Source organism: Streptomyces sp. NPDC048106 (assembly GCF_040706415.1).
GTDB lineage: Bacteria > Actinomycetota > Actinomycetes > Streptomycetales > Streptomycetaceae > Streptomyces.
The window spans coordinates 93879-118431 of record NZ_JBEZND010000011.1 but is presented as its reverse complement, the minus strand read 5'-3'; the positions used below and the strand labels follow the sequence as shown (position 1 = coordinate 118431).

Annotated in this window: 19 protein-coding genes; 15 read left to right on the top strand and 4 right to left on the bottom strand. The window is 75.0% G+C overall.

The annotated features are described in order from the left end of the window. The first annotated feature begins 757 nt into the window (after positions 1-757). The 15 genes from AB0927_RS14480 to AB0927_RS14410 all read left to right on the top strand — a co-directional run bounded on the left by AB0927_RS14480 (position 758) and on the right by AB0927_RS14410 (position 18446). Positions 758-2344 (top strand): MmgE/PrpD family protein, encoded by a 1587-nt coding sequence (locus AB0927_RS14480; RefSeq protein WP_366667897.1) that lies wholly within the window; start codon positions 758-760, stop codon positions 2342-2344. A gap of 95 nt (positions 2345-2439) precedes the next feature. Further along, positions 2440-3153, top strand: a complete 714-nt coding sequence (locus tag AB0927_RS14475; RefSeq protein WP_366667896.1) for a dienelactone hydrolase family protein — start codon at positions 2440-2442, stop codon at positions 3151-3153. Positions 3154-4405: 1252 nt separating this feature from the next. Then, on the top strand, positions 4406-5314 hold the full coding sequence (locus AB0927_RS14470; RefSeq protein WP_366667895.1) for a phytanoyl-CoA dioxygenase family protein: 909 nt from the start codon (positions 4406-4408) through the stop codon (positions 5312-5314). Then, a complete protein-coding gene (locus tag AB0927_RS14465; protein ID WP_366667894.1) occupies positions 5311-6570 on the top strand; it encodes an MFS transporter in 1260 nt (419 codons plus the stop codon). The genes AB0927_RS14470 and AB0927_RS14465 overlap by 4 nt, the downstream gene beginning before the upstream one ends. Before the next feature lie 40 nt (positions 6571-6610). Beyond that, positions 6611-6832: a hypothetical protein gene (locus AB0927_RS14460; RefSeq protein WP_366667893.1), complete on the top strand. Its 222-nt coding sequence runs from the start codon at positions 6611-6613 to the stop codon at positions 6830-6832. After that, on the top strand, positions 6832-8256 hold the full coding sequence (locus AB0927_RS14455; RefSeq protein WP_366667892.1) for a hypothetical protein: 1425 nt from the start codon (positions 6832-6834) through the stop codon (positions 8254-8256). The genes AB0927_RS14460 and AB0927_RS14455 overlap by 1 nt, the downstream gene beginning before the upstream one ends. Further along, positions 8253-9509 (top strand): MFS transporter, encoded by a 1257-nt coding sequence (locus AB0927_RS14450; RefSeq protein ID WP_366667891.1) that lies wholly within the window; start codon positions 8253-8255, stop codon positions 9507-9509. Before AB0927_RS14455 ends, AB0927_RS14450 begins: the two co-directional genes overlap by 4 nt. 307 nt (positions 9510-9816) lie before the next feature. Next, on the top strand, positions 9817-11016 hold the full coding sequence (locus AB0927_RS14445) for a hypothetical protein (RefSeq protein ID WP_366667890.1): 1200 nt from the start codon (positions 9817-9819) through the stop codon (positions 11014-11016). A 63-nt stretch (positions 11017-11079) separates the two neighbouring features. Next, a complete protein-coding gene (locus tag AB0927_RS14440) occupies positions 11080-11877 on the top strand; it encodes a cupin domain-containing protein (protein WP_366667889.1) in 798 nt (265 codons plus the stop codon). Between the two features lie 135 nt (positions 11878-12012). Then, positions 12013-12198 (top strand): tautomerase family protein, encoded by a 186-nt coding sequence (locus tag AB0927_RS14435; RefSeq protein ID WP_366667888.1) that lies wholly within the window; start codon positions 12013-12015, stop codon positions 12196-12198. Beyond that, positions 12191-13006, top strand: coding sequence for a cupin domain-containing protein (locus tag AB0927_RS14430; protein ID WP_366667887.1), 816 nt, complete (start codon positions 12191-12193; stop codon positions 13004-13006). Before AB0927_RS14435 ends, AB0927_RS14430 begins: the two co-directional genes overlap by 8 nt. Positions 13007-13013: 7 nt before the next feature. Further along, positions 13014-14897: an asparagine synthase (glutamine-hydrolyzing) gene (asnB, locus tag AB0927_RS14425; RefSeq protein WP_366667886.1), complete on the top strand. Its 1884-nt coding sequence runs from the start codon at positions 13014-13016 to the stop codon at positions 14895-14897. After that, complete coding sequence (locus AB0927_RS14420; RefSeq protein ID WP_366667885.1) at positions 14894-15946, top strand: PrpF domain-containing protein; 1053 nt, start codon at positions 14894-14896, stop codon at positions 15944-15946. Before asnB ends, AB0927_RS14420 begins: the two co-directional genes overlap by 4 nt. Further along, positions 15925-17061 (top strand): acyl-CoA dehydrogenase family protein, encoded by a 1137-nt coding sequence (locus tag AB0927_RS14415; RefSeq protein WP_366667884.1) that lies wholly within the window; start codon positions 15925-15927, stop codon positions 17059-17061. Before AB0927_RS14420 ends, AB0927_RS14415 begins: the two co-directional genes overlap by 22 nt. Beyond that, positions 17049-18446 carry a dihydroorotase family protein gene (locus AB0927_RS14410; protein WP_366667883.1) on the top strand — a complete coding sequence of 466 codons (1398 nt, stop codon included), beginning with the start codon at positions 17049-17051 and terminating at the stop codon, positions 18444-18446. Before AB0927_RS14415 ends, AB0927_RS14410 begins: the two co-directional genes overlap by 13 nt. Positions 18447-18539: 93 nt before the next feature. Here AB0927_RS14410 and AB0927_RS14405 read toward each other — a convergent pair whose 3' ends face one another. From AB0927_RS14405 to AB0927_RS14390, 4 genes are read right to left on the bottom strand one after another with little or no spacing between them, the layout of a single operon-like run. Continuing rightward, entirely contained in the window at positions 18540-19598 is a 1059-nt protein-coding gene (locus AB0927_RS14405; protein ID WP_366667882.1) for a hypothetical protein, read from the bottom strand. After that, positions 19595-23083 carry a hypothetical protein gene (locus AB0927_RS14400; RefSeq protein WP_366667881.1) on the bottom strand — a complete coding sequence of 1163 codons (3489 nt, stop codon included), beginning with the start codon at positions 23081-23083 and terminating at the stop codon, positions 19595-19597. Before AB0927_RS14400 ends, AB0927_RS14405 begins: the two co-directional genes overlap by 4 nt. Continuing rightward, entirely contained in the window at positions 23080-23895 is an 816-nt protein-coding gene (locus AB0927_RS14395) for a hypothetical protein (RefSeq protein ID WP_366667880.1), read from the bottom strand. Before AB0927_RS14395 ends, AB0927_RS14400 begins: the two co-directional genes overlap by 4 nt. Beyond that, on the bottom strand, positions 23892-24335 hold the full coding sequence (locus AB0927_RS14390) for a hypothetical protein (RefSeq protein ID WP_366667879.1): 444 nt from the start codon (positions 24333-24335) through the stop codon (positions 23892-23894). The genes AB0927_RS14395 and AB0927_RS14390 overlap by 4 nt, the downstream gene beginning before the upstream one ends. Positions 24336-24553 lie beyond the last annotated feature (218 nt).

Genomic DNA, 24553 nt, shown 5'->3' with positions numbered 1-24553 from the left:
CCCGTGCCGCAATCGCTCCGCTCCGTCGCACGCCGCGGCCCCGGGCCTTGGCGCGCGCTCTGCGCACCGGTCCTGCTCCGTGCGCGTCCATGCCACGTCGTGCCGCGCCCGTCGCGTCGGTTCTGCTCCCTGTGTGTCCGTCTCGCTTCGCGTTCCAGGCCGGTCCGCGCCGCGCGCGAAGGCTTCGGCCCACCGCCCGCCGTGGTCTCGGCCCTGCTCCGTGCCGGCCGCGCCGGCCCTGCTCCGTGGACGTCCATGCCGCTTTGCCCGGTGCCGGCCCGCGCCCGGCTCCGTGCGCTGTCCCGTGTCCGCTCCGGCTCGTGCCGCCTGGCCCGGCCTGTCTGCCTGGTCCTGTTCCTCGTCCGCGCCCTGCCACGCCACCCGGCCCGGCCCGGTCTGTCTCCTCCTGCGTCCTGCTTTCGTCCTCACGGGGCCGTGCCTCTGGCCCGGTCTGTTCGGTGGCGGGTTTGTTCTGTGCCGTCCGTGTCGTGCCGGGCGGTCTGTCTGGCCGGCGGGGGTCTGGTTCGGGTCTGGTGGTGGTGTGGTCTTCCGGTCCGGGATTGTGTGCTGTCCGGGGCGCGTCGTTCCGTTTCTCTTCCGGGGGCTTGTTTCCGTCGGGTTTCCTGTCCTTGTCCTGTGACGGTGTCGTTCCTCTTGTTCCCGGTCTTTGTTCCGGGGCTTTGTTTCGTGGTGTTCCGTGCGGTTTTCGGATGCCCGGGGGCTCGCCGCCGGGGGTGGTGCCTCCCGGCTTCCGTGTATGTATCAGCTTTCGTTGATGCTGATTCGGCGATCAACCTTGACCGGATTCTTTCCCTGCGGCGAATATCGCAGTCGAGCGCCTTCGCGATCTCCTGAGCGTGTGGGTTTTGCGGGGCGCGGGTGCAGTCGATCCCCAGGGGGAGGGAAAAGAGTGACAGTGTTCATTCCGGAACAGCGGAAAGAACCTTCGGGAAGTGAATCCCGGGCCACCGCGGCGGAAACACTCGCGGAGTTCGCGTACCAGGTCTACCGTGACGGTGTTCCGTCGTCGGTCCAGGAGTACGTGACGAAGCTGATCATCGATCAGATGGGTCTTCAGCTGGCCTGTTCGCGTCTTCCGTGGAGTCAGGCGGCCTACGATTACGTGCGCGAGTTCGGTGCGACGGGATCGTCGACCGTGCTGTTCCACGGCCTGCGGACGCATGCCGAGCACGCGGCGTTCGCCAACGCGACGTTCGGGCACGGGCAGGATTTCGACGACACGTGCCAGATGGTGCAGACCCATGCGGGTGCGGTCGTGATCCCGGTCGCGCTGGCGGTGGCGGAGGAGGTCAACGCCAGCGGGGAGGAGCTGCTGCGGGCCGCGGCGGCGGGGCTGGAGGTCATGCTGCGGGCCGCGCACGCGGTGTCGCCGGACTGCCTGCGCCGGGGTCATCACACGCCGCCGGCGGCGGGTCCGTTCGGGGCCGCGATCGCCGCGGGTCTGCTGCACGGCCAGACTCCCGCCGAGCTGGCGCAGTCGCTGGCGATCGCGGGCAGTTTCTCCGGCGGCCTGATCGAGTACACGCAGTCCGGAGGGTCGGTCAAGCGGATCCACACCGCGATCCCGACGACCGCGGGGATCCGTGCGGTGGCCCTGGCCCGGCGTGGCGTGACCGGGCCGCTGACCGTTCTGGACGGTGCGAAGGGCTTCGTGAACGTCTTCGCCGACAAGGGCAGCGTCGAGCGTCTGACCGACCAGCTCGGGACGCGGTACATCATCGAGAAGGTGGGCCTGAAGGCCTACAACTGCTGCTACTTCATCCACGCTCCGCTGGAGGCCTTCCAGTTCCTGATGCGGCAAAAGGGCCTGACCCCCCAGGACGTCGCCCAGGTCACGGTGGGGCTGTCCGCGCACGGTGCCGTGCACGTCGGCACGATCGTGCATCCCGTCGATCCCCTCGGCGGCCAGTTCAGTGTCCAGTTCACCCTGGGGATGGCCGCCTACGGTGAGCTGCCCGGCCTGGACAGCTACAGCGACGAGCAGCTCGCCGACGCCCGTTTCCATGACTTCGCCGACCGCGTGAAGGTCGAGACCGACCCCGTCGCGGAGGCCGAGTACCCGGAGAACTGGGGCGGCATCGTCACCCTCACGACCACGGACGGCCGCACCTACCAGCGCCGTGTCCGCTACGCCACCGGCACCCCGCAGAACCCGATGACCGGTGACGAGGTCTGGGGCAAGTTCTCCCGGATCACCGCCGGCGCCCTGGACGCCGAACAGGCCGGCCTGGTCCGCGAGATGGTCACCGCCCTGCCCGCACTGGACTCCGTGCGCCGGCTGTCCGCGCTGCTCGTGCAGCGTGCTCTGGAACCCAGCCGCTGACACTTTGCCGCCCCTGGCGGACCCCCTTTGAACCCCTGCACCCCTTCCGGAAGCCGCCCAGGCCACCGGATTCGTTCCAAGGAGAACCACACACGATGAGCGCCCCCGAGGCACGGCAGAACACGCACTTCGTCCGCAACGGCAAAGAGATCCACGCATATCTCGCGCTGCCCGCCTCCGGCCGTGGACCCGGTGTGATCCTCATCCAGGAGTGGTGGGGGCTGACCGACCACATCGCCGATGTGGCCGACCGGCTGGCCCAGGCGGGCTTCGTCGCCCTGGCCCCCGACCTGTTCGGCGGCCGCACCACCCACGACTCCGACGAGGCCGGGAAGATGATGAGCGACCTTCCCCTCGAACAGGGCGTCGCCGACCTGGTCGGCGCCGTGGACTGGCTCCTGGAACACGAGGCCGTCGAGGGCGACGCCCTGGGCACCGTCGGGTTCTGCATGGGCGGCGGCTTCGTCCTCGCGCTCGCCGCGGCCGCGGGGGAGAAGATCGCCGCGGCGGTCCCCTTCTACGGCGTCTTCGCCGGCGAGGACCCCGACTTCTCCGGGATGAAGGCCGCCGTCCTGGGCCACTTCGGGGAGAAGGACGCCTACGCCCCGCCGGAGCGCGCCCAGGACCTCGCCCGGCAGATCCGCGGCCAGTCCGGCGCCCCCGTCGAGCTGCAGTTCTACCCGGCCGGCCACGCCTTCCACAACGACGAGAACCTCCTCGGCACCTACGACGAGACCCAGGCCCAGCTCGCCTGGAAGCGCACCCTGGCCTTCCTCACCGAACAGCTCACCGTCCCCGCGACCGCCTGACCCGCCCCCGACCCGGCCACCCGCCACGGCCACAGCCCGCCCCCGTCCCCCGGCGACGGCCCCGGACCGGACCCGGACCGGACCCGGACCGAGCCGGGGCAACGGGCCGGACGGACCGGCCGGGGCCCGACCCACCCGGGCAACGGGCCGGATCCGAAACGGGGCCCGACCCACCCGGGCAACGGGCCGGATCCGAAACGGGGTCCGACCCAGCCGGGTAACGGGCCGGATCCGAAACGGGGTCCGGCCCAGCCGGGTAACGGGCCGGGCCCGGACCGGGGTCCGGCCCAGCTCCCGGTGGGCGGGCGGGTCGCGGACCGGCCCGACCCGCCTGGGTGACCGGCCGGTCCCCGGCGGGCGGCCCGCCCATGGCGGACGGGCCGACCCTCGGCAAAGCCGGTCTGGTCACCCGGGACCGGACGGGCCACCCACCGGTAGCGGCCCGGCCCGCCCCGGTGGACGGACCCGGACCCGCCCGATCCACCCCTCCCGGGTGGCGGGGGCCGGTCCCCGGCCAGGTCGGGCCACCCCTGCGGGTGGGGGACTGGCCCTCGGTCCGGTCCACCCCGGGCGGGCCGGTTTCCGCTCCGGTCCCATCCGGTCCACGACCGGATGGGGAGCCGGTCCGGATCCGGTCCGGTCCACCGACCCGCGGGCCGACCCTCGGTTCGGGTCTGCCCCCCTCAGGGGGCCTGGTCCGGGCAGGTCTGGTCCGTCCCGGGCAGCGGTCCGGTCCGGTCCATCCCTCGGGTGGAGGGGGCGGTCCGCGGTCTGGTCCGGTCCGTCCCTCGGGTGGAGGGGGCGGTCCGCGCTCTGGTCCGGATCCGGTCCGGTCCACCCCGTGGGGGCGGGCCGGCCCCGGCCGGCCCCTCCCCGCAGGGCCTGGTCCGGTCCGGTCCACCCCGTGGGGGCGGGCCGGCCCCGGCCGGCCCCTCCCCGCAGGGCCTGGTCCGGTCCGGTCCGGTCCGGTCTGGTCCTCCCCTCGGGGGTGGGCCGCTCCACCGGTCCGCTCCACCGGTCCGGTCGGGTCTGGTCCGCCCTCCGGGCGGAGCCGGCCGGGGGTCCGGACCGGCCGGCTCCGCCCGGGCCCAGGGGGGCCGGTGCCGTACCGATCCGAGTCGTTCCCGATGGCCGGTCCCCTCCGGGAGGGGACCGGCCCTCGGGCCGGTGTCCCTGACCGGGGCCGGTCCGGTTTTCCGGCCGGGGCATCCGCTTCGGCCCCGCATCTCTTTTCCTGACGCAGAGGTGAGACATGCACGCTCTCGACGCAACCCAGCTCGACCACTACGCCTCCAAGGGCTACCTCGTGGTGGAGAACGTCCTCAGCGCTTCCGAACTGCAGGAACTGCGCGACGTCACCGACAGCTACGCCGCCCAGGCCGGCGACGAGAACGCCGACCGCCGCGTCCTGGACATCGGTGAACACGACGGCCGCCCCTACGTACGGCGCGTCAAGTCGCCCCACCGCCACCACCCGGTCTACGACCGCACGGTGCGCCACCCCCGCATCCTCGACATCGTCGCCGACCTCCTCGGCGACGACCTGCGCCTGTACGGCAGCAAGATCAACCTGAAGCTGCCCTCGGGTACCGGGGACGCCATCCAGTGGCACCAGGACTGGGGTTTCTACCCGCACACCAACGACTCGCTCGTCGCGGTCGGGGTGCTCCTGGACGACATGACCGAGGAGAACGGGCCGCTGCTGGTCGTGCCCGGCTCCCACCTGGGCGAGGTGTACTCCCACAGCCACAACGGCCGGTTCGCCGGCGCCCTGGACCACACCCTGATCAAGGACATGCTCGACAACGCCGTGCGCCTGACCGCGCCGGCCGGGTCGATCACCCTGCACCACGTCCGCGCGGTCCACGCCAGCGGCCCGAACCTCTCCACCGGCTCGCGCCGCATCATCTTCCAGAACTACGCGGCCGCGGACGCCTGGCCGCTGGTGGGCTGCGGCGCCCCCGGCGACCGCCACCTGTGCGCGGGCGGCGACTGGGACGCCTACCAGGACCTCCTGGTGCGCGGCCAGGACCGCCAGGTCCGCCTCGCCCCGGTCCCGGTGCACCTGCCGCTGCCCGGCGCGAAGGACTCCTCCTCGGTGTTCACCACCCAAAGCGGCGCCGACGGGAACTACTTCACCGCCAGCGGAGCCATGCAGTGACGAGTACTCCCGCCCCCGCCACCCCGCCCGGACAGCACGACGCCCCGGGCGGGGTGGGCGCCGCCCCGCGCCCCGGCGCCCTGCGCGCCCTGTTCGTCTACCGGCTGATCTCCCGCGCCTACTTCCACCTGCCCGTCCTGTTCGCCTTCTTCTACCTGCACCACCTCGGGATCGCCCTCGCCCAGACCCTGCTGGCGCTGTACGGGTTCACCGTGATGGTCAGCGGAGCGTTCGTCGGCCGGTTCTCCGCCGCCTTCGGCCCCCGCACCCTCCTGGTCGGCGGCGAGATCGTCAAAGCCGCGGGCCTGCTGCTGACCGGCACCATCGCCGGCGGCACCGCCGGCCTCGTCGCAGGACAGGTCCTCAGCGGCTTCGGGTACGCGCTGACCGCGAGCGTCGAGTCGCCCCTGGTGGGCGTCCTGGAACCGGACCGCGAACGGGCCGCGAAGATCCAGGCCCGCACCCAGAGCTGGATCTTCGCGGTGGTCATGGTCTCCGGCATCGCCGGCGCCGTGCTCTTCCAGCACACCCGGCTCACCGTGTTCCTGCTGTCCGCGCTCGCCTGCGCCGCCGCCGCCACCGCCGCCACCGGCATCGGCCCCGTACGGCTCCCCGCCACCCGCCCCACCCCCGGCACGGCCGGCACGCCGGTGCGGCGCGGGGGCTGGACGGGCGGCGCGGGCTGGTGGATCGCCTACTACGTGTGCCTGCGCGGCGTCGCCCTGGCCGCGTTCGTCGGCTTCATCCCCTACCTGCTGTTCGTGCGCACCAAGGTCTCCCTCGCCCTGTTCGGCATCCTGCTGGCCGTGTTCAACATCGCGGCCCTGCTCGTCGCCCGCTGGACGGCCCGGCTGCTGCGCACCGCACCGGCCGCGCTGCTGCTGGCCGCCACCCTCGCCTCGGTCGCCGCCTCCCTCGTCCTGCTCGCGACGACGTCCCGCCTGGCCCCCGTGGTCATCGCGATCGCCCTGCTGGGCCTGGGCGCCGGAGCGGCCCGCCCGCTCACCCAGGACGGCCTGTCCGCCCTGGACGGCCCCGCCCGGGGCCGGGTGACCGTCCGCATGGAACAGCTCACCGGAAGCGCCAACACGCTGGTCCTCGTCCTGGGCGGTCTCGGCCTGGGCGCGGGCCACGCACCCGCCGTCATGTGGGGCTCGGCCGCCGTCGTCGCCGTCGCCGGCGCCGTGATCCTCGCCGCCCGGCCCGGCGCCCGCACCCCCGCCCCCGCGCAGACACAGGCACAGGCACTGAACTGACCGGAACAGGCACCCCCCCCTTTTTGAGGAGGAACGAGCGATGACCCCCCTGGACCGCACCGCATCCGCCCCCGGCACCCCCCCGCCCGGCACCCCGCCGCACCCCGCCGCCCCCGAAACCGCCACCGCGCCCGCGCAGGCGGTGCCCTCCGGGCTCGGCGAGGTCTGCGCACGCGGCCTGTGGATCGCTCCCCGCCCCCTCCACCTCGCCGGCTACCCCGACGACCCGGACGACGCGCACATCGTGCGGGGTATCGACTGATGACCGAGCACCCACCGGTCCTCCACGTCGGCTGGATGCCCAGGGCCGTGGCCGCGCTGGCACGCGAGGGCGCCGAGGTCACCTGCGTGGTGGCGCCCCGCGACGCCGCCGCGGCCCGGGCCGGCGACACCGTGGCCCGCACCGTCGTGGTGCCCGACCCGGCCAGCCCCCAGCACGTGCTGGCCGGCCTGGCCCGCGACGGCCTGCCCCTTGACTCCTTCACCCGCATCTGCAGCGTCCTTGAGTACTGCATCGTCCCGGCCCAGATCCTCGACGACCTGCGCCAGGCCACCACCCCCACCCCCCACAGCGCGGGTGGCGCGGGTGGTGGGGGAGGGGGGCCGCGCGCGGTGCGGATGCTGGCGATGCGGGACAAGGCCCTGCAGAAAACCCTCGTCCGCCGGGCCGGCCTGCCCGTCGCCGGCTGCACGGTCACCGAGCAGCCCGAAACCGCCCGGGTGCCCCCCGCCGCCCCCCGCAGCGTCCTCAAACCCCTGGACGGCGGCGGAGCGAAGAACACCTTCCTGATCACCGGCGCGGAAAGCCTGCGCACCGCCGTCACCGCCCTGCGCAAGGACGGCGCCGGCCCCTGGCTGCTGGAGGAGTACATCCCCGGCACCGAGTTCCAGCTCGACGGCATCGTCCGCGACGGGCACCTGCTCGTACTGTCCGTCTCCCGCTACGTGCACAACCTCATCGAGGTCCACGACGGCGGACTGGTCGCCCACATCGTGCTGCCCCCCGCCCGCCACCCCGCCCTCTACACCGGGGCACGCGCGCTGACCTCCGCCGCGCTCAAGGCCCTCGACTACCCCGACGGCCCCTTCCACCTGGAGATGTTCCAGGACGGCGAGCGCCTGGTGTTCGGCGAGTGCGCGGCCCGCGTCGGCGGCGGCCGGACCGACGAGGTGGTCCGCCTCGCCTTCGGCGTCGACCTGCGCGAGGAATGGGCCCGCGCCGTCCTGGGCCGCCCGCCCGCCCTCACCCGGGAACCCGTCCACCCCGACGGCGTCGTGTTCGCCGGGATGAACCTGCCCGCACCCCCGGGCACCGTCCGCCGCATCCCCTCACACGCCCAGACCCTCGCCCGCCCCGGAGTCCTCCAGGCCCACGTCGAGATCGCCCCCGGCGGCCTCATGCCCGACATCACCGTCGCCTCCCACCTGCGCGCCGGCCTCGCCGTCGTCAGCGGCACCACCGAAGAACAGACCGAACAACGGGTCAAAGACCTCGCGCACTGGTTCTTCACCCACACCGAGTGCGAGCAGCACCCCCCAGCCCACCCCACCACCCCCGCAGCCGCCCCGGCCGGCCCCGCCCACCCCGAGGCCGCCCCGGCCGGCAGCCCCGCCCCCGTGGCCGCCCCGGCCGGTCCCGCCCCCGTGGCCGTCCCGTCCGGTCCCGCTCCCCGGGCCGTCCGGTGAACGCACCCCGCCCGGCCGGCCGCCTGCGCGGGATGCTGCCCGCCCCCGGAGCCGAACGGGCCCTGGCCGCGAGCACCCTGAGCCGCAGCATCGGCAACGGCATCGTCGTCACCGTCGTCGTCCTGTACTTCACCCGCCGCCAGAACCTGCCCGCCGGGAAGGTCGGCCTCGCCCTGACCCTGGCCGCGCTGGCCGCGATGGCCGCCAGCGTCCCCGCCGGACGCCTCGCCGACCTCCTGGGCACCCGCCGCGTCGCCGTCGCCGCCCTGATCCTGCAGGGCCTGGCCATCGCCGGCTACGCGGCCGTCCACACCTTCACCGGATTCCTCGCCGCGGCGGCCGCGGTCGCGGTCGCCGACTCCGCGTCCACCGCCGCCCGCGGCGCCCTCGTCGCCACCGCCGTCCCCCGCGACCAGCGCATCCGCACCCGCGCCTACCTGCGCGCGGTGACCAACGCCGCCTTCTCCGCGGGCGCGCTGGCCGGCGGCCTCGTCATCGCCGCCGACACCCCCGCCGCCTACACCGCGGCCCTCCCCGCCGGCGGCGCCCTCTTCCTCCTCTCCGGCCTGCTCCTGCTCCCGATCCCCGACCCGCCCCCCGAGGCAGCACCCGAGGGCGCACCCCGCTGGATCGTGCTCCGCGACCGCGGCTACATGAACGTCGGCCTGCTCAACGCCGTACTGATCATGAACGCGGGCATGCTCAACATCGCCCTGCCCATCTGGATGACCCGGCACACCCACGTCCCCTCCGCCGCCTTCTCCGCGTTCCTCCTGGTCAACACCGCCCTCGTGGTCCTCTGCCAGATCCCCGCCAGCCGAGGCGTCACCGACGTACCCACCGGAGCCAGGGCGCTGCGCCGCTCGGGACTGTGGCTCGCGGCCTGCTGCACCGCCTTCGCCGCCGCCGCAACGGGCCCCGTGTGGTGGGCGGCCCTGCTGCTCACCGCCGGCGTCGTCGCCCAGAGCACGGGCGAACTCCTCTACAGCGCGGGCTCCTGGGCCCTGTCGTACGACCTGGCACCCGAACACGCGCACGGCCAGTACCAGGGCATGTTCGGGCTGACCTCCCAGCTGGGCACCGCGCTGACACCCGCGGTGACGACGTTCGTCATCCTCGGCTACGGCCCCCTGGGCTGGCTCCTGCTCGGCCTGGCCCTGGCCGCCGCCGGCGCCGCCGCCCCCGCCGTCGCCGCCCACGCCCAGCGCACCCGCCCCTTCACCCCCCGGCCCCCCCAACCCGCCCCCCACTGACCCCCAACCCACAACCCACAACCCCCCGCCCACCCACACACCCCCGCACCCCTGCACACACCCCGGCCACCGACCGCCACTCCCACCCCCGGCGGGCCGCCCCGCACGCCGCCGCCCGCACCCCCCGGCACGCCACCCGCCCGGCCGCGCCCCCCCGCACGCCGCCGCCCGCGCACTCCGCCCCGGCCGCCCGCGCCCCCCCGTGCGCCGCCCGCGCCCCGCCCCGGCCGCCCGCGCACCGCGCCGGGGCCGGCCGTGTGCCGCTGACCGTGAACCTCCGGTACCACCACACCTGAAGGGTTCCCGCATGCACCCCACCCTCCGTGACACCCTCGCCGCGTTCCGCCCCGCCGGCACGCCCGGGAGCGAGGTACGCCGGCGCCGCCAGCGCCTGGCGGACTTCGTCCGCTCCTGCGAGGACCGCGTCCACCACGCCCCCGCGAGCGAGCGGGAACGGATGAGACGGCTGCTGGGCTGGGACGACACCTCCCTCGACCGGTTCATCAACTCGCCCATGGTGGTCCACAGTTCGACCCACGTCGCCATGAACGCCTTCGCGCCGATGCTCACCTTCCCCTGGTTCTGCCTGCGCCTGATGACCCGGGGACAAACCGGCACCGACGCCGGCGGGGCCAGCCACCTGCGCACCCTGCTGACCCACAACAACCTCAGCGACAACCGGTGGAAACCCCACGTGTGGTGGCGCCGCGACACCCACGGCCGCCTGGTCCGCGTCCCCCTGTTCAGCAAACAGCCCCGCTTCAAACACCAGATCCTCCTGGCCCAGCCCGTCCCCTCCATCGACCCGGACGAGCCCGGGATGACACCCGCCGACCGCGAAGCCCTCCACCTGGCCGGGCACGCCACGAACTACGCCTACTTCGCCATGCTCTACCGCCTCGGCCTGGAACGCGGAGTCGGCCTCCACCTGCCGCACGCCACCGTCGAGATCCCCCTGGACCTGATGAACGTCCACTCCCTGACCGCGGCCTCCCTGCCGCTGTGGCGGGAGGCGATGTACGACAACGACCTCACGCTGCGCGTGATCGGCGACGACCTGGAACTACGCGAAGCGGACCGCGCCGAGGCCGCCGGCCTGCCCGCCCCCGACCCCCACGACATCCGCACCACCCTGATCTGCCCCAACTACCTCAACCTGTGGCACTCCTACCGGCTCCAGCTCAGCGCCACCATCGGCACCGAACGGATGGCCGGCTACGAGGCCGCCATGGCCTCGGTCCTGGCCCCCTTCCTCGACCGCATCGGGGAGAACGAGCCCTTCCCGCAGTTCCTCGGCATGTCGAAGGTGAACCTCGACGCCGTCGCCCCCCTGCCCGGCGACCTCCTCGCCCAGCTCCGGGAAGCCGGCGGCCGCCCCTCCTTCCCCCTCTACCTCGCCACCCACGGCGAGGACCTGCTGCCCGCCCTCGACCGCATGCTGACCGACGCCCCCGACGCCCACGCCGACGTCCTCACCCGCCGCCTCGCCGAACCCGTCGCCCCCTGACCCCACCCCCCGAACCCCCACCCCCCAAACCCCCCGGAAAACTTCCGTGAAGGAGAAACACCCATGAGCGCCTACAAGGACTACGGCATCCTCATCCGCAGCAGCGAACTGGAGTTCGACAAGGTGGACGGGGTGTGGGTGAGCCGCCCCGTCGGCCCCCACACCGGCGCCGACCACGTCAGCGTCGACGTGGTCCGCATCCCCCCGCACGCCAGCTGGGAACCCGCCGGCTACACCGGACAGGAAGTGACCGCGGTCGTCTTCACCGGAAGCGGCACCGCACGCATCGCCGCCGAGACCCGGCAGGTCGAGCAGGGCTCCACCGCGTACGCGCCCACCGGCCTGCCCGTGTCCTTCACCGCCGCCGGCGAGGAACTGACGGTGTACTTCTGGCGCGGCGACCTCCCCGAGGGCGCCCCCCGCGGCACCGCGCCCGCCCTGTTCAACACCGTGCACGACACCTCCGCCGGGATCCGGGACTTCGCCGGCACCGGCGAGATCGCCCCCGTGGACAGCGAGCAGCGCGCCTACATGAACTTCCCGCACTGGCCCGGCAACGGCTGCGCCTACCTGTGCGTGAACACCGGCGTCGCCGCCCCCGGGCACACGTTCAACATCCACGGCCACCCCGGCGCCGAGGACGCCCTGTTCGCCCTGCACGGCCAGGGCCAGTTCTTCCTCGGCGACACCTGGTTCGACATGGGCCCCGGTGACGGCGTCTTCGCGCGGGCCGGCGTCCTGCACGGCACCCGCCACCCCGAAGGCCCCGACGACAGCGCCCGGTTCATCTCGGTCGGCGGCCCCGTGCCCTACGACCCCACCCTGTACCGCTCGGCCGGCCTGTCCGCCGACGTCGTCTGACCCCACCCCCCTCTGCCCGCTCCCACTCCCACCCCCACCCCCACCCTCACCCCTCGCTCTCTTTTCTCTTTTCTCTTCTTCTCAGTCACACCCCCGCGCCCGCGGGGCCAACCGTTTCGGGACAAGGAGAACCCCATGCCCGTGGTCACCGTCGACTGGTGGGCCGGCCGGCAAGGCGACGCCCGCAAGGAACTGGTCGAGGAGGTCTCGGCGACGGTCGCACGGATCGCGAACTGCCCCGTGCAGGCCGTCACCGTCATCGTCCGCGACGTCGAGCGCTCCCACTGGGCCACCGGCGGCCGGCTCGCCGACCATGACTAGCCCCGCCACCCGGCCCAGCGCCGGGCACCCCGCCCACGGAGCCGTCCTCAAGGCCGCCGACCTGGACTTCCGCCCCGCCGGAGACTGCCACGTCGCCCAGGCCGTCGGCCCGCACACCGGCGCCGAGACCATCCGCCTCGACGTCGTCCGTATCCCGGCGAACGCCTCCTGGCAGCCGCCCGAGACGAGCGGCGAGGAGAACATCGCCGTCGTCTTCTCCGGCACCGGCCACGGCCGCTGCGGCACCCAGAGCGCCCCCCTCACCCGGGGCAGCGCCCTGTACGCCCCCACCGGCGACCCGTGCGCCCTGACCGCCGGCGACGGCGGGGAACTCGTCGCCTACGTATGGCGCTCCCGCCTGCTGCCCGGCCGCCGCCACGGCGCCGCCCCCCGCAGGTTCAGCACCCTGGACAACGACGAGACCCAGCTGACCGGGTTCACCGGCACCGGCCACGACGAGGCCAGCGAACGCACCGCCACGATGAACTTCGTCTTCTGGCCCGGCACCGGCACCCCGCAGCTGTGCCTGCACTGCGGCATGATGCGCCCCGGCGAGTACTTCAACGTCCACGTCCACCCCGACAGCGAAGAGGCGTTCATCGCCTTCGACGGCAGCGGACAGCTCTACCTCAAGGACCGCTGGATCGACGCGAGCGCCGGCGACATCCTCTTCGCCCGCCCCGGCGTCCCCCACGGCACCCGCCTGCCCGAGACCCACCCCGGCGACCGCTTCGTCACCTGCGGCGGCCCCACCCCCTTCGACCCCGTCCTCTACGCCCGGGCCGGCGTGCCCGGCGAAGTCCGGTGACCGGCCCATGTGCCGCATCCACGGACAGTTCAACACCCCCACCCGTCCCGGCGAACTGAGCGCCGTCTCGGCGGCCCAGCACCACGGCGGCCCCGACGCCCAGACCTGGGCCACCGGCCCCGGCTGGGCCCTGGGCAGCAACCGCCTGGCCGTCATGGACCCCCACGGCGGCGACCAGCCCTACCGGCTCGGCGACCACATCACCGTCGTCTTCAACGGCGAGATCTACAACCACACCGAACTGCGTGCCCGCCTGCGCGCCCGCGGCCACCACATCCCCGGCCACTGCGACGGCTCCCTCCTGCCCGCCCTGTACGCCGAGTACGGAACGGCGTTCACCGACCACCTCGACGGCATGTACGCCATCGCCGTCGTCGACACCCGCCGTGAGCCCACCCTCGTCCTCGCCGTCGACGACATGGGCATGAAACCCCTCTACTACCAGCACGACGCGCACCACCAGCGGATCAGCTTCGCCTCCGAACTGCCCGCCCTGCTCGCCTTCGACGCCGTCACCGCCCGCGCCTGGGAGGCGGGCCTGGAGGAGTACCTCGCCACCAAGACCCCCTTCGGCGAGCAGACCATGTTCGACCACATCCGCGTCCTGCCCCCGGCATCCACCCTGATCGCCACCCCCACCCGCGGCCCCCGCCTCATCCGGCGCACCACCCCCGCCCAGCCCGGCCTCCCGCCCGGCCCCGAGGCGGGCCCCGAGGCGGCCGAGGGCCTGCTGGCCCGGCTGCGCCGGCAGGTGCACCGCCTGCTGCACGCCGACGTCCCCGTCGCCGCCGTCGTCAGCGGCGGTCTGGACTCCAGCCTCGTCGCCGCCCTCGCCGCCGAAGCCCACCCCGCCCTGCACACCTTCACCATCGGCTACAAAGGCGAGGGCTGGCCCGGCGAGGAACGCCACTTCGCCCGCCAGGTCGCCGACCGCATCGGCGCCCACCACCACGAGGTCGAACTCGACCCGGCCACCCTGCCCGACCTGCTGCCCGACGTCGTACGCCACCTCGGCCAGCCCAACGCCGACCCGATCACCCTGCCCTCCCTCGCCCTGTTCCGCGCCATCCGCGGCGCAGGCTTCACCGTCGCCCTCACCGGGGACGCCGCCGACGAACTCCTCGCCGGCTACGACCGCGTACGCCACGCCCTGACCATCCCCCCCGGCCGGCCCTGGAGCACCGGCTACACCGACGCCCTGGCCGCCGTCCCCCAGGTGCTGCGCGAAGAGCTGTACACGGCCGACTACCGGGCCTTCGTCAAGGACCGGGGCCCGGCCGGCGAACGCCTGGCCGGCCTGCTGGCCGCCCAGGAGGAATCCCAGACCCCACCACCCCACCAGGCGGCCGGCGGCGATCGCCGCCTGGACATCCTCACCCGCTTCGAGACGGGCACCCGCATGCCCGCCTACGACCTGCGCCGCGTCGACCACATGTCCATGGCCGCCGCCGTCGAAGTCCGCCTGCCCTACTGCCAGCCAGCCGTCCAGCACTACGCCCGCGCCCTTCCCGCCGCCTTGAAAGTCACCCCCCGCCGCGGCAAGGACGTCCTGTACACCGCCGCCGCCCGCCATCTGCCCCCAGCGGTCCTGGGGCGGCCCAAACAGCCTTTCACCCTGCCCGTCACCGCCATGCTCCGCCCCGGCACCCCCCTGTTCAGCCACGCCCGCGACGTCCTGTCCACCGCCCGCCTGCGCCGCGCCGGCCAGCTCGACGCGGCCCGCGTCCAGCGGCTGTTCACCGAGCAGGCCGAAACGCCGTCCAACCGCGCCGCCCTGGCGATCTGGGCCCTGCTGGTCCACCAGCTGTGGCTCGACCACTTCCCTCCCGCCCCCGCGGCCGCCCTCCCGGCCGGCCCGGGCGGGGGAGCCGGCCGGGAGGCGCACCGGTGATCGGATACCTCGCCCAGGCCGACGGCGCCCCCTGCCCCACCCTCGTCCTGCCCGCCCGCACCCTGCCGGACGACGGCCCGGCCCTGCTCGCACGCCTGGCGGACGTACGGCGCTGGCTGGCCGGCACCGGCCGGGCACAGGTCCTGAAGATCGCCCTCGTGGCCCCCTCCCGCCGCCCCCGCCGCGACCTCGAGTTCCGCTTCGTGCAGTGCCTGCCCGGCGGCCGGTTCGACACCACCGGCAACTGCGGCCACTCCCTGGCCTGCGCCGCCCTGGCCGCCGCCCGCCACCACCTGGTCCCCTTCGCGCCGGGCCGGCCGGTCCGCGTCCACGTCGCCAACAACGACGACCACGTCGTCTGCGAGACGGACACGCCCGCCCACCACGAAGCCGAACTGAGCCTGCACTTCGTCCACACCCCCGCGCCCCTCCTGTCCAGCCTGCTGCCGACCGGCAACCCCGTGGACCGCCTCACCACCGGCCGGCGCAGTGTCGAAGCCTCCCTCGTCAGCGCCGGCAACCCCTACGTCTTCGTCGACGCGGCCGACCTGGGCCTCACCGGCCGCCCGGCCCTGTTCACCGCCGGCGACGACGTCCTCGGCCAGCTGCGCGGCATCCGGGCGGCCGCGGCCCGCCTTCTGGGCCGGCCCCCCACGGGCGCCTTCCCCAAGATCGCCGCCATCGGCGGCTGGCCGCCGGGCCCCCTCACGGTGCGGGCCCTGTCCGTGCCCGCCTGGCACCCCACCCTCGCCCTGACCGGCGCCGTCTGCCTCGCCGTCGCCGCCACCCTCGACCACACCCTGCCCGCCCGCCTCACCCCCCGCCCCCACCCCCACGACCCCGACCGTGGCCGCCGTATCGAGATGCACACCCCCGGCGGCCCCCGCACCGTCACCGTGACCACCACCCCCACCCCGGCCGGCCCCGCCCTCACCCGGACCAGCGTCCACGGCCGCCGCGCCCGCATCCTCACCGGCCCGCTCCGCATCCCCACCAGGCACCCCGAGACACGCAAGGAGGTCGGCCTGTGCCTGCCGCCACGGACCTGACCCACCTCCCCTCCCGCACCCGGCTCGCCGCCCGCCACACCGGCCTGCTCACCACCTTGAAAACCCACGCCGCCGAAGCCGACACCCACGCCCGCCTGCCCGCCCCCGCCCTGGCCGCACTGCGCGCCAGCCCCCTCCTGGCCACCGCCGTCCCCCAGGCCTACGGCGGCCACGACGGCACCGCACCCCTCATCAACCGCCTGGCCGAACTGGTCGCCGAAGCCGACCCGTCGGCCGCGATCATCCTCTTCCAGCACTGGGCCGTCAGCGCCCGCATCACCGAATGGGCCACCAGCGCACAACGCGAACGCTGCCTGCCCCGCCTCGCCGACGGCCGCTGGCTCGCCGCCTCCGCCTGGAGCGAGCAAGGCGCCGGCGCCGACAAACGCAACATCCAGACCACCGCCCGGCGCGTCCCGGGCGGCTGGCGCCTTGACGGCACCAAAGCCTTCACCACCGGCGCCGGCCTCGCCGACCTCTACCTCGTCCTCGCCCAGACCCGGCCCCCCGCCGGCGACAGCGCCTACGGCCGCGACGGACAGACCTTCTTCCTCGTCGAAGCCGACCGCCCCGGCATCACCGCCCACGCGAGCCTGGACCTGGTCGGCATGCGCGCCTCCGCCACCGGCACCGTCACCCTGGACGCCTGCACCGTCCCCGACGACGCCGTCCTGGGCCCCGAAGGCAAAGCCGCCGACATCATCCGCGGCGTCCGCGAAAGCGGCGCGAGTCTCGGCGCCGTCGCCGTCGGCATCGCCGAAGCCGCCTACCGGCTCGCCCTGGCCCACACCCTCAAAAACGGCCCCGCCGTCCCCCAGGCCCCGCGCCACCGCCTCGCCGACCTCGCCGCCCGCGTCGCCCAGGCACGGGCGATCGTCGACAGCGCCGGCCGCCGCGAAAGCCCGGATCCCGGCACCCTCACCCTGCACAGCAAGACCGCCGCCTCCGCCCTCGCCGAAGAGGTCTGCCTGGAAGCCCAGCGCCTCATCGGCAGCGCCGCCTTCCTGCGCGCCCACCCCGTCAACCGGATCAGCCGCGACGCCCGCGCCATCGCCCTCATGGGCCCCACCAACGACCTGTGCCGAGAGCTGGTGACCACCCAATGGACCGCCTGACCCCCGCCCCGCACACCCCGCCCTGCGACCTCGTCGTCGAAGGCGGCCGCCTCGTGACCCCCGACGGCGTCCACGACGCCACCATCGCCGTCCACGCCGGCCGCATCACCGCCCTTTTGCCCCCCACCACCCCCACCCCGGCCGCCGCCACCCGCGTCGACGCCCGCGGCCGCTACGTCCTGCCCGGACTCATCGACTCCCACGTCCACTTCCGCACCCCCGGCCTGACCCACAAAGAAGACTGGGCCCACGCCGGCCGCGCCGCCGCGGCCGGCGGCGTCACCACCGTCATCGACATGCCCAACACCCAACCGCCCCTGCACAGCGCCGAAGCCGCCCACGCCAAAGCCGACCTCATCAAGGGCACCTCCCTGGTCGACTACCGCTTCCACATGGGCGTCGCCCCCCACACCATCGGCCACCTCACCGACCTCGACCCCCGGATCGCCACCTCCGTCAAGGTGTTCATGGCCGGACACCACACCGCCCCCGACGTCATCCACGACCACGCCACCCTCAGCCGCATCTTCGCCACCTGCGCCGACCGCGGCCTGCGCGTCGTCCTGCACGCCGAGGACACCACCGTCTTCCACCTCCTCGACGACTACCTCGCCGCCCCCCGCACCTACCGCGACTACGAGACCCGCCGCCCCCGCAGCGGCGCCATCGTCGCCGTCGCCCGCATCCTCGACCTCGTACGCGAACACGGCACCCACGCCCACATCCTGCACGTCTCCTCCGCCGAGGAATGCGACCTGCTCGCCGCCGCCCGCCACACCGGCCTGCCCGTCACCTTCGAAACCACCCCCCACCACCTCTCCTTCACCCACACCGACACCCAGCGCACCGGCGCCCGCACCCGCATCAGCCCCTCCATCCGCACCCAGGCCGACCAGGACCGCCTCTGGCACGCCCTGACCACCGGCGAACTGGCCACCGTCGGCAGCGACCACGCCCCCCACACCATCGAGGAGAAGACCCGCCCGCCGGCCGAGGCACCCCCCGGCCTGCCCGGCGTCCAGGAACTGCTGCCCGTCCTGCTCACCGGCCTGCGCCGCCGCCACCCCCACCGGCACCTGGACGACCTCCTGCCCCTCGTCGCCTCCCTGTGCTCGGCCCGCCCCGCCGAACTCTTCGGCCTCGCCGCCCGCAAGGGCCGCATCGCCCCCGGCCACGACGCCGACCTCGTCGTCCTCGACCCCGACGCCACCTGGTGCCCCGGCCCCGACACCATCCAGTCCAAATGCGGCTGGTCGGCCTACGAAGGCTGGACCCTGACCGGACGGGCCGAGACCACCATCCGCCGCGGCGAGATCATCTTCGACCACGCCGGCGGCCGCTTCGGCTCCCCGACCGGCGACTGGCTCGACCCCACCGCCCCCTGACCCACCCCACGCGGCGGGAAGCCGTACGCCGGCCGCCGGCACACAGACGAAGATCCACGCCGGCCCCGGGCGAGGAGGCCGTCGGCGTCCGTCTCAGGACGGCACCGGGAACCAGCGCAGCACGGCGGCCCTGGCGTCGGCGAGCCAGAATCCGTGGCGGTGTGTGTCGTAGACGAGGTCGGTGAGCTGCTGGGCGCCGGGGACCGGCCAGAGCGTGATGCGGCCGGTCATGGTGATCCGGCCCACGGACGAGGCGGTGGCGAACCACAGGGCGCGGCCGGGGCCGGTGACGAGCCCCCGGGTGTATTTCATCGCCGGCGCGCGGTGGTAGGAGATCGTGCCCTCGGGGGTGACCCGGGCGATGGCGTCGGTCTCGGCGAACCAGAGCGCCCCGTCGGGGCCGGGGACGATCGAGGAGAGGAACGGGCTGCCGGTCGGCCAGACCCTGGTGTGCCCGCCGGCGTCCGCGTAGCCGACCTTGCCGCTTTCGCCGCCGCTGGGGGAGGAGGTGAACCACAGCCGGCCGCCCGGACCGAAGGCGAGCCCGGTGATGGCCGGCCCGGCCTGGTGCAGCGGGACGCTGATGTGGGACACCGACAGCGAAGGCGTGACGTGGACCAGCCGCCATCCGTCGGAGGTGGTGCCGCCGTACCAGAACGAGCCGTCGGCACCCGCCGTGAGGGCGTAGGGCGAGCCGTACACCAGCGGCGGGTCGTGGAAGAGGGTGACCTTCCCGTCGGGTGTGAGGCGGCCGAGGCCGAGCGGGCAGCTGAACCAGACGGTGCCGTCGGAGGCGATCGCGAGGTAGCCGGGGTCGAGCGAGGGGGCGTCCGCGGGGCCGGCGAGGCGGTGCTGCGTGACGCGGCCGCCCGGGCTGACCGACGCCAGGAAACCGATGGAGCCTTCCACCGCCCACAGGGTGCCGTCCGGTGCCATGGCGATCTTGCTGGGCCAGGAGTTGCCGGGCAGCTCGATGCCGCGGGGCGGGCGCGGCACGGCGGCGGTGGGGGTGGCGCCGTGTGCGGGGGCGGCGCGGCGGGGGGTGCCGGCGCATCCGGCGAGCGGGAGCGTGAGGGCGGCGAGAGCGGCGAGGACGCGGACCACCGAGCGCATGGGCACCAGCCTTCCGGGAGACGTCGGGGTCAAGGTCATGCCGGGCAGCGCAGGTCCGTGGGGGCGCCGGAGCCGAGGTACTGCCGCCACAGGGCGCCGGTCAGCTCCGGGCCGACGGAGGAGCACACGGCGCGGGTCCAGGAGTCGGCTTCCAGCCGCCACACGAGCAGGGTGCCCGTATCGCCGGCGTCCTGGGACTCGGTCGCGGTGACCAGTTCGCCGCCGTCGGCGGAGAACGCCAGCCCGGTCGAGGGGGCCCTGCTGCCGGGTGGCAGCGTGAGCGTGCCGAAGGGGTGCCCGGAGGCGAGGTCGGTCAGCTGGACGCTGTCGTCGTCCGCTTTCTCGGCGACCAGGTCTCCCGCGGCGACCGGGCCCACATTCGTAGGGTCGGCGCCTTCGAGGCGGTCCAGGCGCCGGTCGCCGGCGGCGGTCCACACCTCCAGGTTGCCGTTCTCGCGCTGGACGAGCAGGCGCTGCCCGGCGAAGGCGACGCCCTGGGGGCTGGTTCCCGGCAGTTGCCGTGAGCGGCCCGTGGCGGTGTCGGTGACGATCACCCGCGCGGCCGGGCCGTCCACGGAGCCCGGGTCGATGACGGCCGCGTGGGCGCCTTGCGCGTCCAGGGCCGCCCACCCCTGGGAGGGCTGCGCGGAGGCGCCGCGGCCGGTCGAGGCCATGTCCCGGGGCCCGTCGATGCGGCGCAGCACCTTCCCGCTCGCCGCGTCGCGCAGGCGGATGGTGCCCGAGTCGTCGATCTCGGCCACCTGCCCGCCGCCCGGCAGGTACTGCACCAGGTAGGCGGAATCGGTCAGTTGCAGCGGATACGGCACCGGCTGCCAGGTGCCGGTGGTGCGCAGGCTGGTGGGGGAGAGGGTTTTCGCGCTGCCGTCCTGGGGGGAGACCACGATGAGGCCGCGGCTGTCGCGCCGCCACAGGGCGACGGCATAGCCCTCGCCGTCGGTGAGCGAGGCACTGCGGGCGAGGGGCGTCCCCCCGGCGCCGGCCGTGTCCGGCCCCAGCACCGTGAGCGTGGTGCCGGGGCCGTCGATGACCGCCCCAAAGCGGCCGTCGGGGGAGAGGGTGAGCCGGGGCGCGCCGCAGCCGGGGCACCCCGGGGGGATGGGGGCCCGGGTCACCTGCGCGATCCGGGAGTACTGGGCGAGGTCCCACAGGCTCAGCGTGTCGCCGGAGGCGGAGATCAGCCGCGGGCCGTCGCCTGCGAGGAAGGCGAGGGAGTCCCGGGAGACGGTGCCCGCTCCGGTCAGGGCCAGTGCGGCGGCGGGCGTCTGCCCGGACGCGGCGGTCCGGGACACGTAGATGCTGCTGCCCACGGCCTCGGCGGTCCAGGTCCCCCCGGCGCTCAGCGCCAGCGCCGTTGCCGGGTGACCGATCCTGGTCTGCGCCCTCAGCGGGGGCCTGTCGATGTCGGGGGTGCCCCGGGACGGCCACACCGGCAGGGACGGGCCGCCGTTGCTGTAGGTGAAGTGGCTTGCGTCCGGGGCGAGCGCGGACGCCTGGTTGTACGTTCCGAAGCTCAGCGTGCTGCCCGCGCTGCGGGTGAGCGCCGGCAGCGCGACCCGTTCCCAGGAGCCGTCGCCGCTTTCGAACGCCACCAGGCCCGCGTCGCCGAAGAACGCGAGCGCACTGGCGTCGAAGTCCAGGTGGAGGGCGAGATGGCGGGTTTGGCCCGTGGTGCGGTCCAGCACCCACAGCGTGGGCGGGTCGCCGAACGTCCCGCTCGTGGTGGTCACGGCGGTGAAGCGGCCCGAGGGGGAGACCGCCACCGTCGTGGGGCGCTGCCCCGCGGGGATGCGCGGGGCCGTGCCCGGCCGGGTGTGGGAGAAGACCCGGACCGTGTCGTGGTCGATCGCGGCGACCGTGCGGCCGCTGGTGTCGGCCGCGACGGAAACGACGGAGGCGGGCAGCCGGCCCAGCCGGAGGCGCGGTGCGGCCCGTGAGCCGGCAAGCGTCCACCGCTCCACCGCGCCCTGCGCGGTCCCGGCGAACAGGACCCGCCCGTCGCCCGAACCCGCCGTGGCCGAGATCCGCCCGCTCGCCTGCACACTGCCCGCCAGATGAGGGCTGGCGGTGACCGCCTGGAACAGCGCGGCACGGGTCAGCGTGTCGGGGTGGTAGCGGTAGGCCTGCACCGCGAACAGCTCCGCCAGAGCGACATCGCTGCGCAGCAGGCCCTGGGACACCTCGGCGAGCCGGTGCGCGGTCGTCAGCCGCCGGGTGGCCGCCGCGTCCTGCCGGGTCACCAGCGCACCGGTCGAGGCGGCCGTGACCACCAGGGCCAGGGCGACGGCCAGCCGGCCGGTGCGGTACCTGCGGGCGTAGCGGCCGGCCTGCCGCAGCGTCGCCGCGAACCGCACGTCGCCGGGCTCGGGCGCCTTGACGACATCGAGCCGGTTCGCCTCGGGGGCCACCAGCCGCAGCCTCATGCGGCGCGCGGCCAGCAGCTTGGCGTCCATGTCGCTGACCTGGAGCAGCCGCTCACCTCCGTCGAGCGCACCGGTCACCGCGGTCCGCGGCCGCAGCCCGTAGAAGACATCGCGCAGCCAGGCCCCGCCGGGCCGCCCGGACGGCGGATGCCGCAGCAGCTCCCGCAGCCCGAGCGCGAACGCCGCGCCCAGCGACGGGCCCTGGACCCGCACGGGAGGCAGCCCGGTGTCGGACAGCACCAGCCGCCACAGCACGCACCGCCCCTCGCGCCGGCTGCCGGCCGCGTGCCACGCGTGCACCAGCGAGGCCGCGAACTGCCCGTTCGGGCTGGCGGTGCCCGCCATCGCCCGGGGATCGGGATACAGCCCCGCCGGGCCCGGCGGGAACTCCCGCAGTTCCAGCACCCCCGTGACGCCTTCCGCCCCGGCCGCCCCACCGCCCGCCGAGCGCCCGAACACCACCGGCACACTGACCACGCCCCGCCGGCGCGGCTCCACCCCGGCCATCAGCAGCGCCCCGATCACCAGCACGCCCGCCGCCCCGGCCGTGGCGGCGGGCAGCGCCTGGAGATGGTCGACGACGGCTTTCAGCCTGCCCGCCAGGTCCGGGGACAGCTGCGCGAGTCCCTTCCCGGACGGCTGCGCCGGCCCGTCGGCGCAGCCGGCCGGGACGAGCCCGCCGCGCTCCCACATCCCGGCCAGCCGCTCCGGTTCCCCGGTGCCGGCCGCGGCCAGGGCCCGGGCGAGCAGCCAGGCGTGCTCGGCCGCCGTCACGGTGTCTGCCGCCCGGTCCGCCGCGGTGGACTCCAGCCAGGCCAGCAGCTGCCCGCCGCGCTCCCCCACCAGCCAGGCGGGGTCGGTGCGGGCCGCTTCGCCGCAGCACTGCCACCACAGCTGCCGGGGCCCGAGCAGTTCCCGCAGGGCCGCCTGCGGGCTGGCCGCGCCGTGGAGCACCCCCTCCAGGGCCGCCCGCTGCGCGAGGGGAGGCGGCCCGGCATCCGGGCGGCGCCGCCAGGTCCGGGGCGACCGCGGTCTCGCGCCCTCCCGGGGCGCCCGCGCGGGGCCCTGGGTGCCGGCCGTCATGACAGCCCGCCGTCGATGGCCGCCCGCAGTTCGTCCCCGGCCTGCTCCCGCACCGCGCGCCAGGCCTGACGGGTCGCTTCGTTGAGCGCCGCCCGCACCGAGACGGCCACCGTCGCGGCGTCCCAGGACAGTGCGGGGGTCACCGGCTCGGGGCCCCGCGCCGACCACCGCGCCGACGCCGGGACCGGGTCGAAACCGGGCAGCCGCACCAGCGAGGCGGCGGGCCCGAACCGGGCCGCCGCCACCGGCACCAGCAGCGTGTGTTCGCCGCCGCCCGCCACGGGGTAGCGCAGGCAGGCCATCAGCGGACGGGCGGTCTCGGCGCCGTGCACGACCACCTCCAGCCGGTACTCGGGCTGGGCGCTCTGCTCGGCGCGCAGGAGGAACGCGGCGGCGCCGTCCGGTGACGGCGCCTCCAGGAGCACCGCGTCACCTCCCGCCGCGGTCAGCCCGAAGGCCTGCCCGAGCGCGGGCAGCGCGAACCACCCGTCCCCAGACCGCCCGGACACGGTGCCCGCGCCGGCCTGCGCGCCCGACGCGGCCACCACCTCCACCCGGCCCGTCCCCTCCGCCCGGATCACCCGGTCCGCCCAGTGGGCATCCGGGACCAGGGCCGGGCGGGCGGGGGCCGCGCCGCGCGCCTCCCGCGGCCCCACGCAGGCGGGAGGCAGGTCGACACCGATGAACGACGCCCACAGCCGCTGCCACAGGGTGTATCCGCGGCGGGCGCGCCCCACCGTGCGCACCCGGCCCGCACGCGGCCGGCCGGTGAACGAGTCCCAGCCGCGCCGGGCGAGGGAAGGGGCGCTCACGACGCCCTCCCCTTGCGGGCCGGCAGACCCTGCGCCACCCCCGGCACCACCCCGCCGCTCCCCGCGCCGCTCGCTGAGTCCGGGGGCGGGCCGATCTGCCGGCCGGGCTCGCCCTGCAGGGCCTCGGCCGCGGTGGTCGCCCGGCCCAGCTGGGCCAGGAGCGCGGGCGCGGAGGCTCCGACGGTCACGGCCGCGTACACCCCGGTGATCTCGTCGTGCAGCAGCCAGGCGGCCGCGCCGCCCAGGGCCAGCCGGAAGAGCGCGGCGAGCGGGTCCGCGAGCGGATCGATGAATTTCCCGAGCCGCGGTAACCGCCGCCCCGCCGACCTCGCCGTGTGCCGCGCCTGCTGCCAGGCGTGCAGCCGCCCGAAGGTGACCACCGCCTCGACGATCAGGCCGCCCCCCGCGCCGCACGCCGTGGCCTGCACCCACGTCAGCATGAATCCCTCGTCCCCCGGCCCCGACCGGTCCTCGCCGGCTCCCGCCCACCGACTCGCCAGGCCGACACCGTAGCGTCACCCGCGTGCACAGGAGTAGGTAACTCGCCGAAACCCAAGGCCAGTTGATGAAGAAAACGGGGGCCGGGGCGGGCCGCGGCCGCGCACGCCCCGCGAAGGTGCCGGCGCCCCGCCTGTCCGGCCCGCAGCCGGCGCACCCG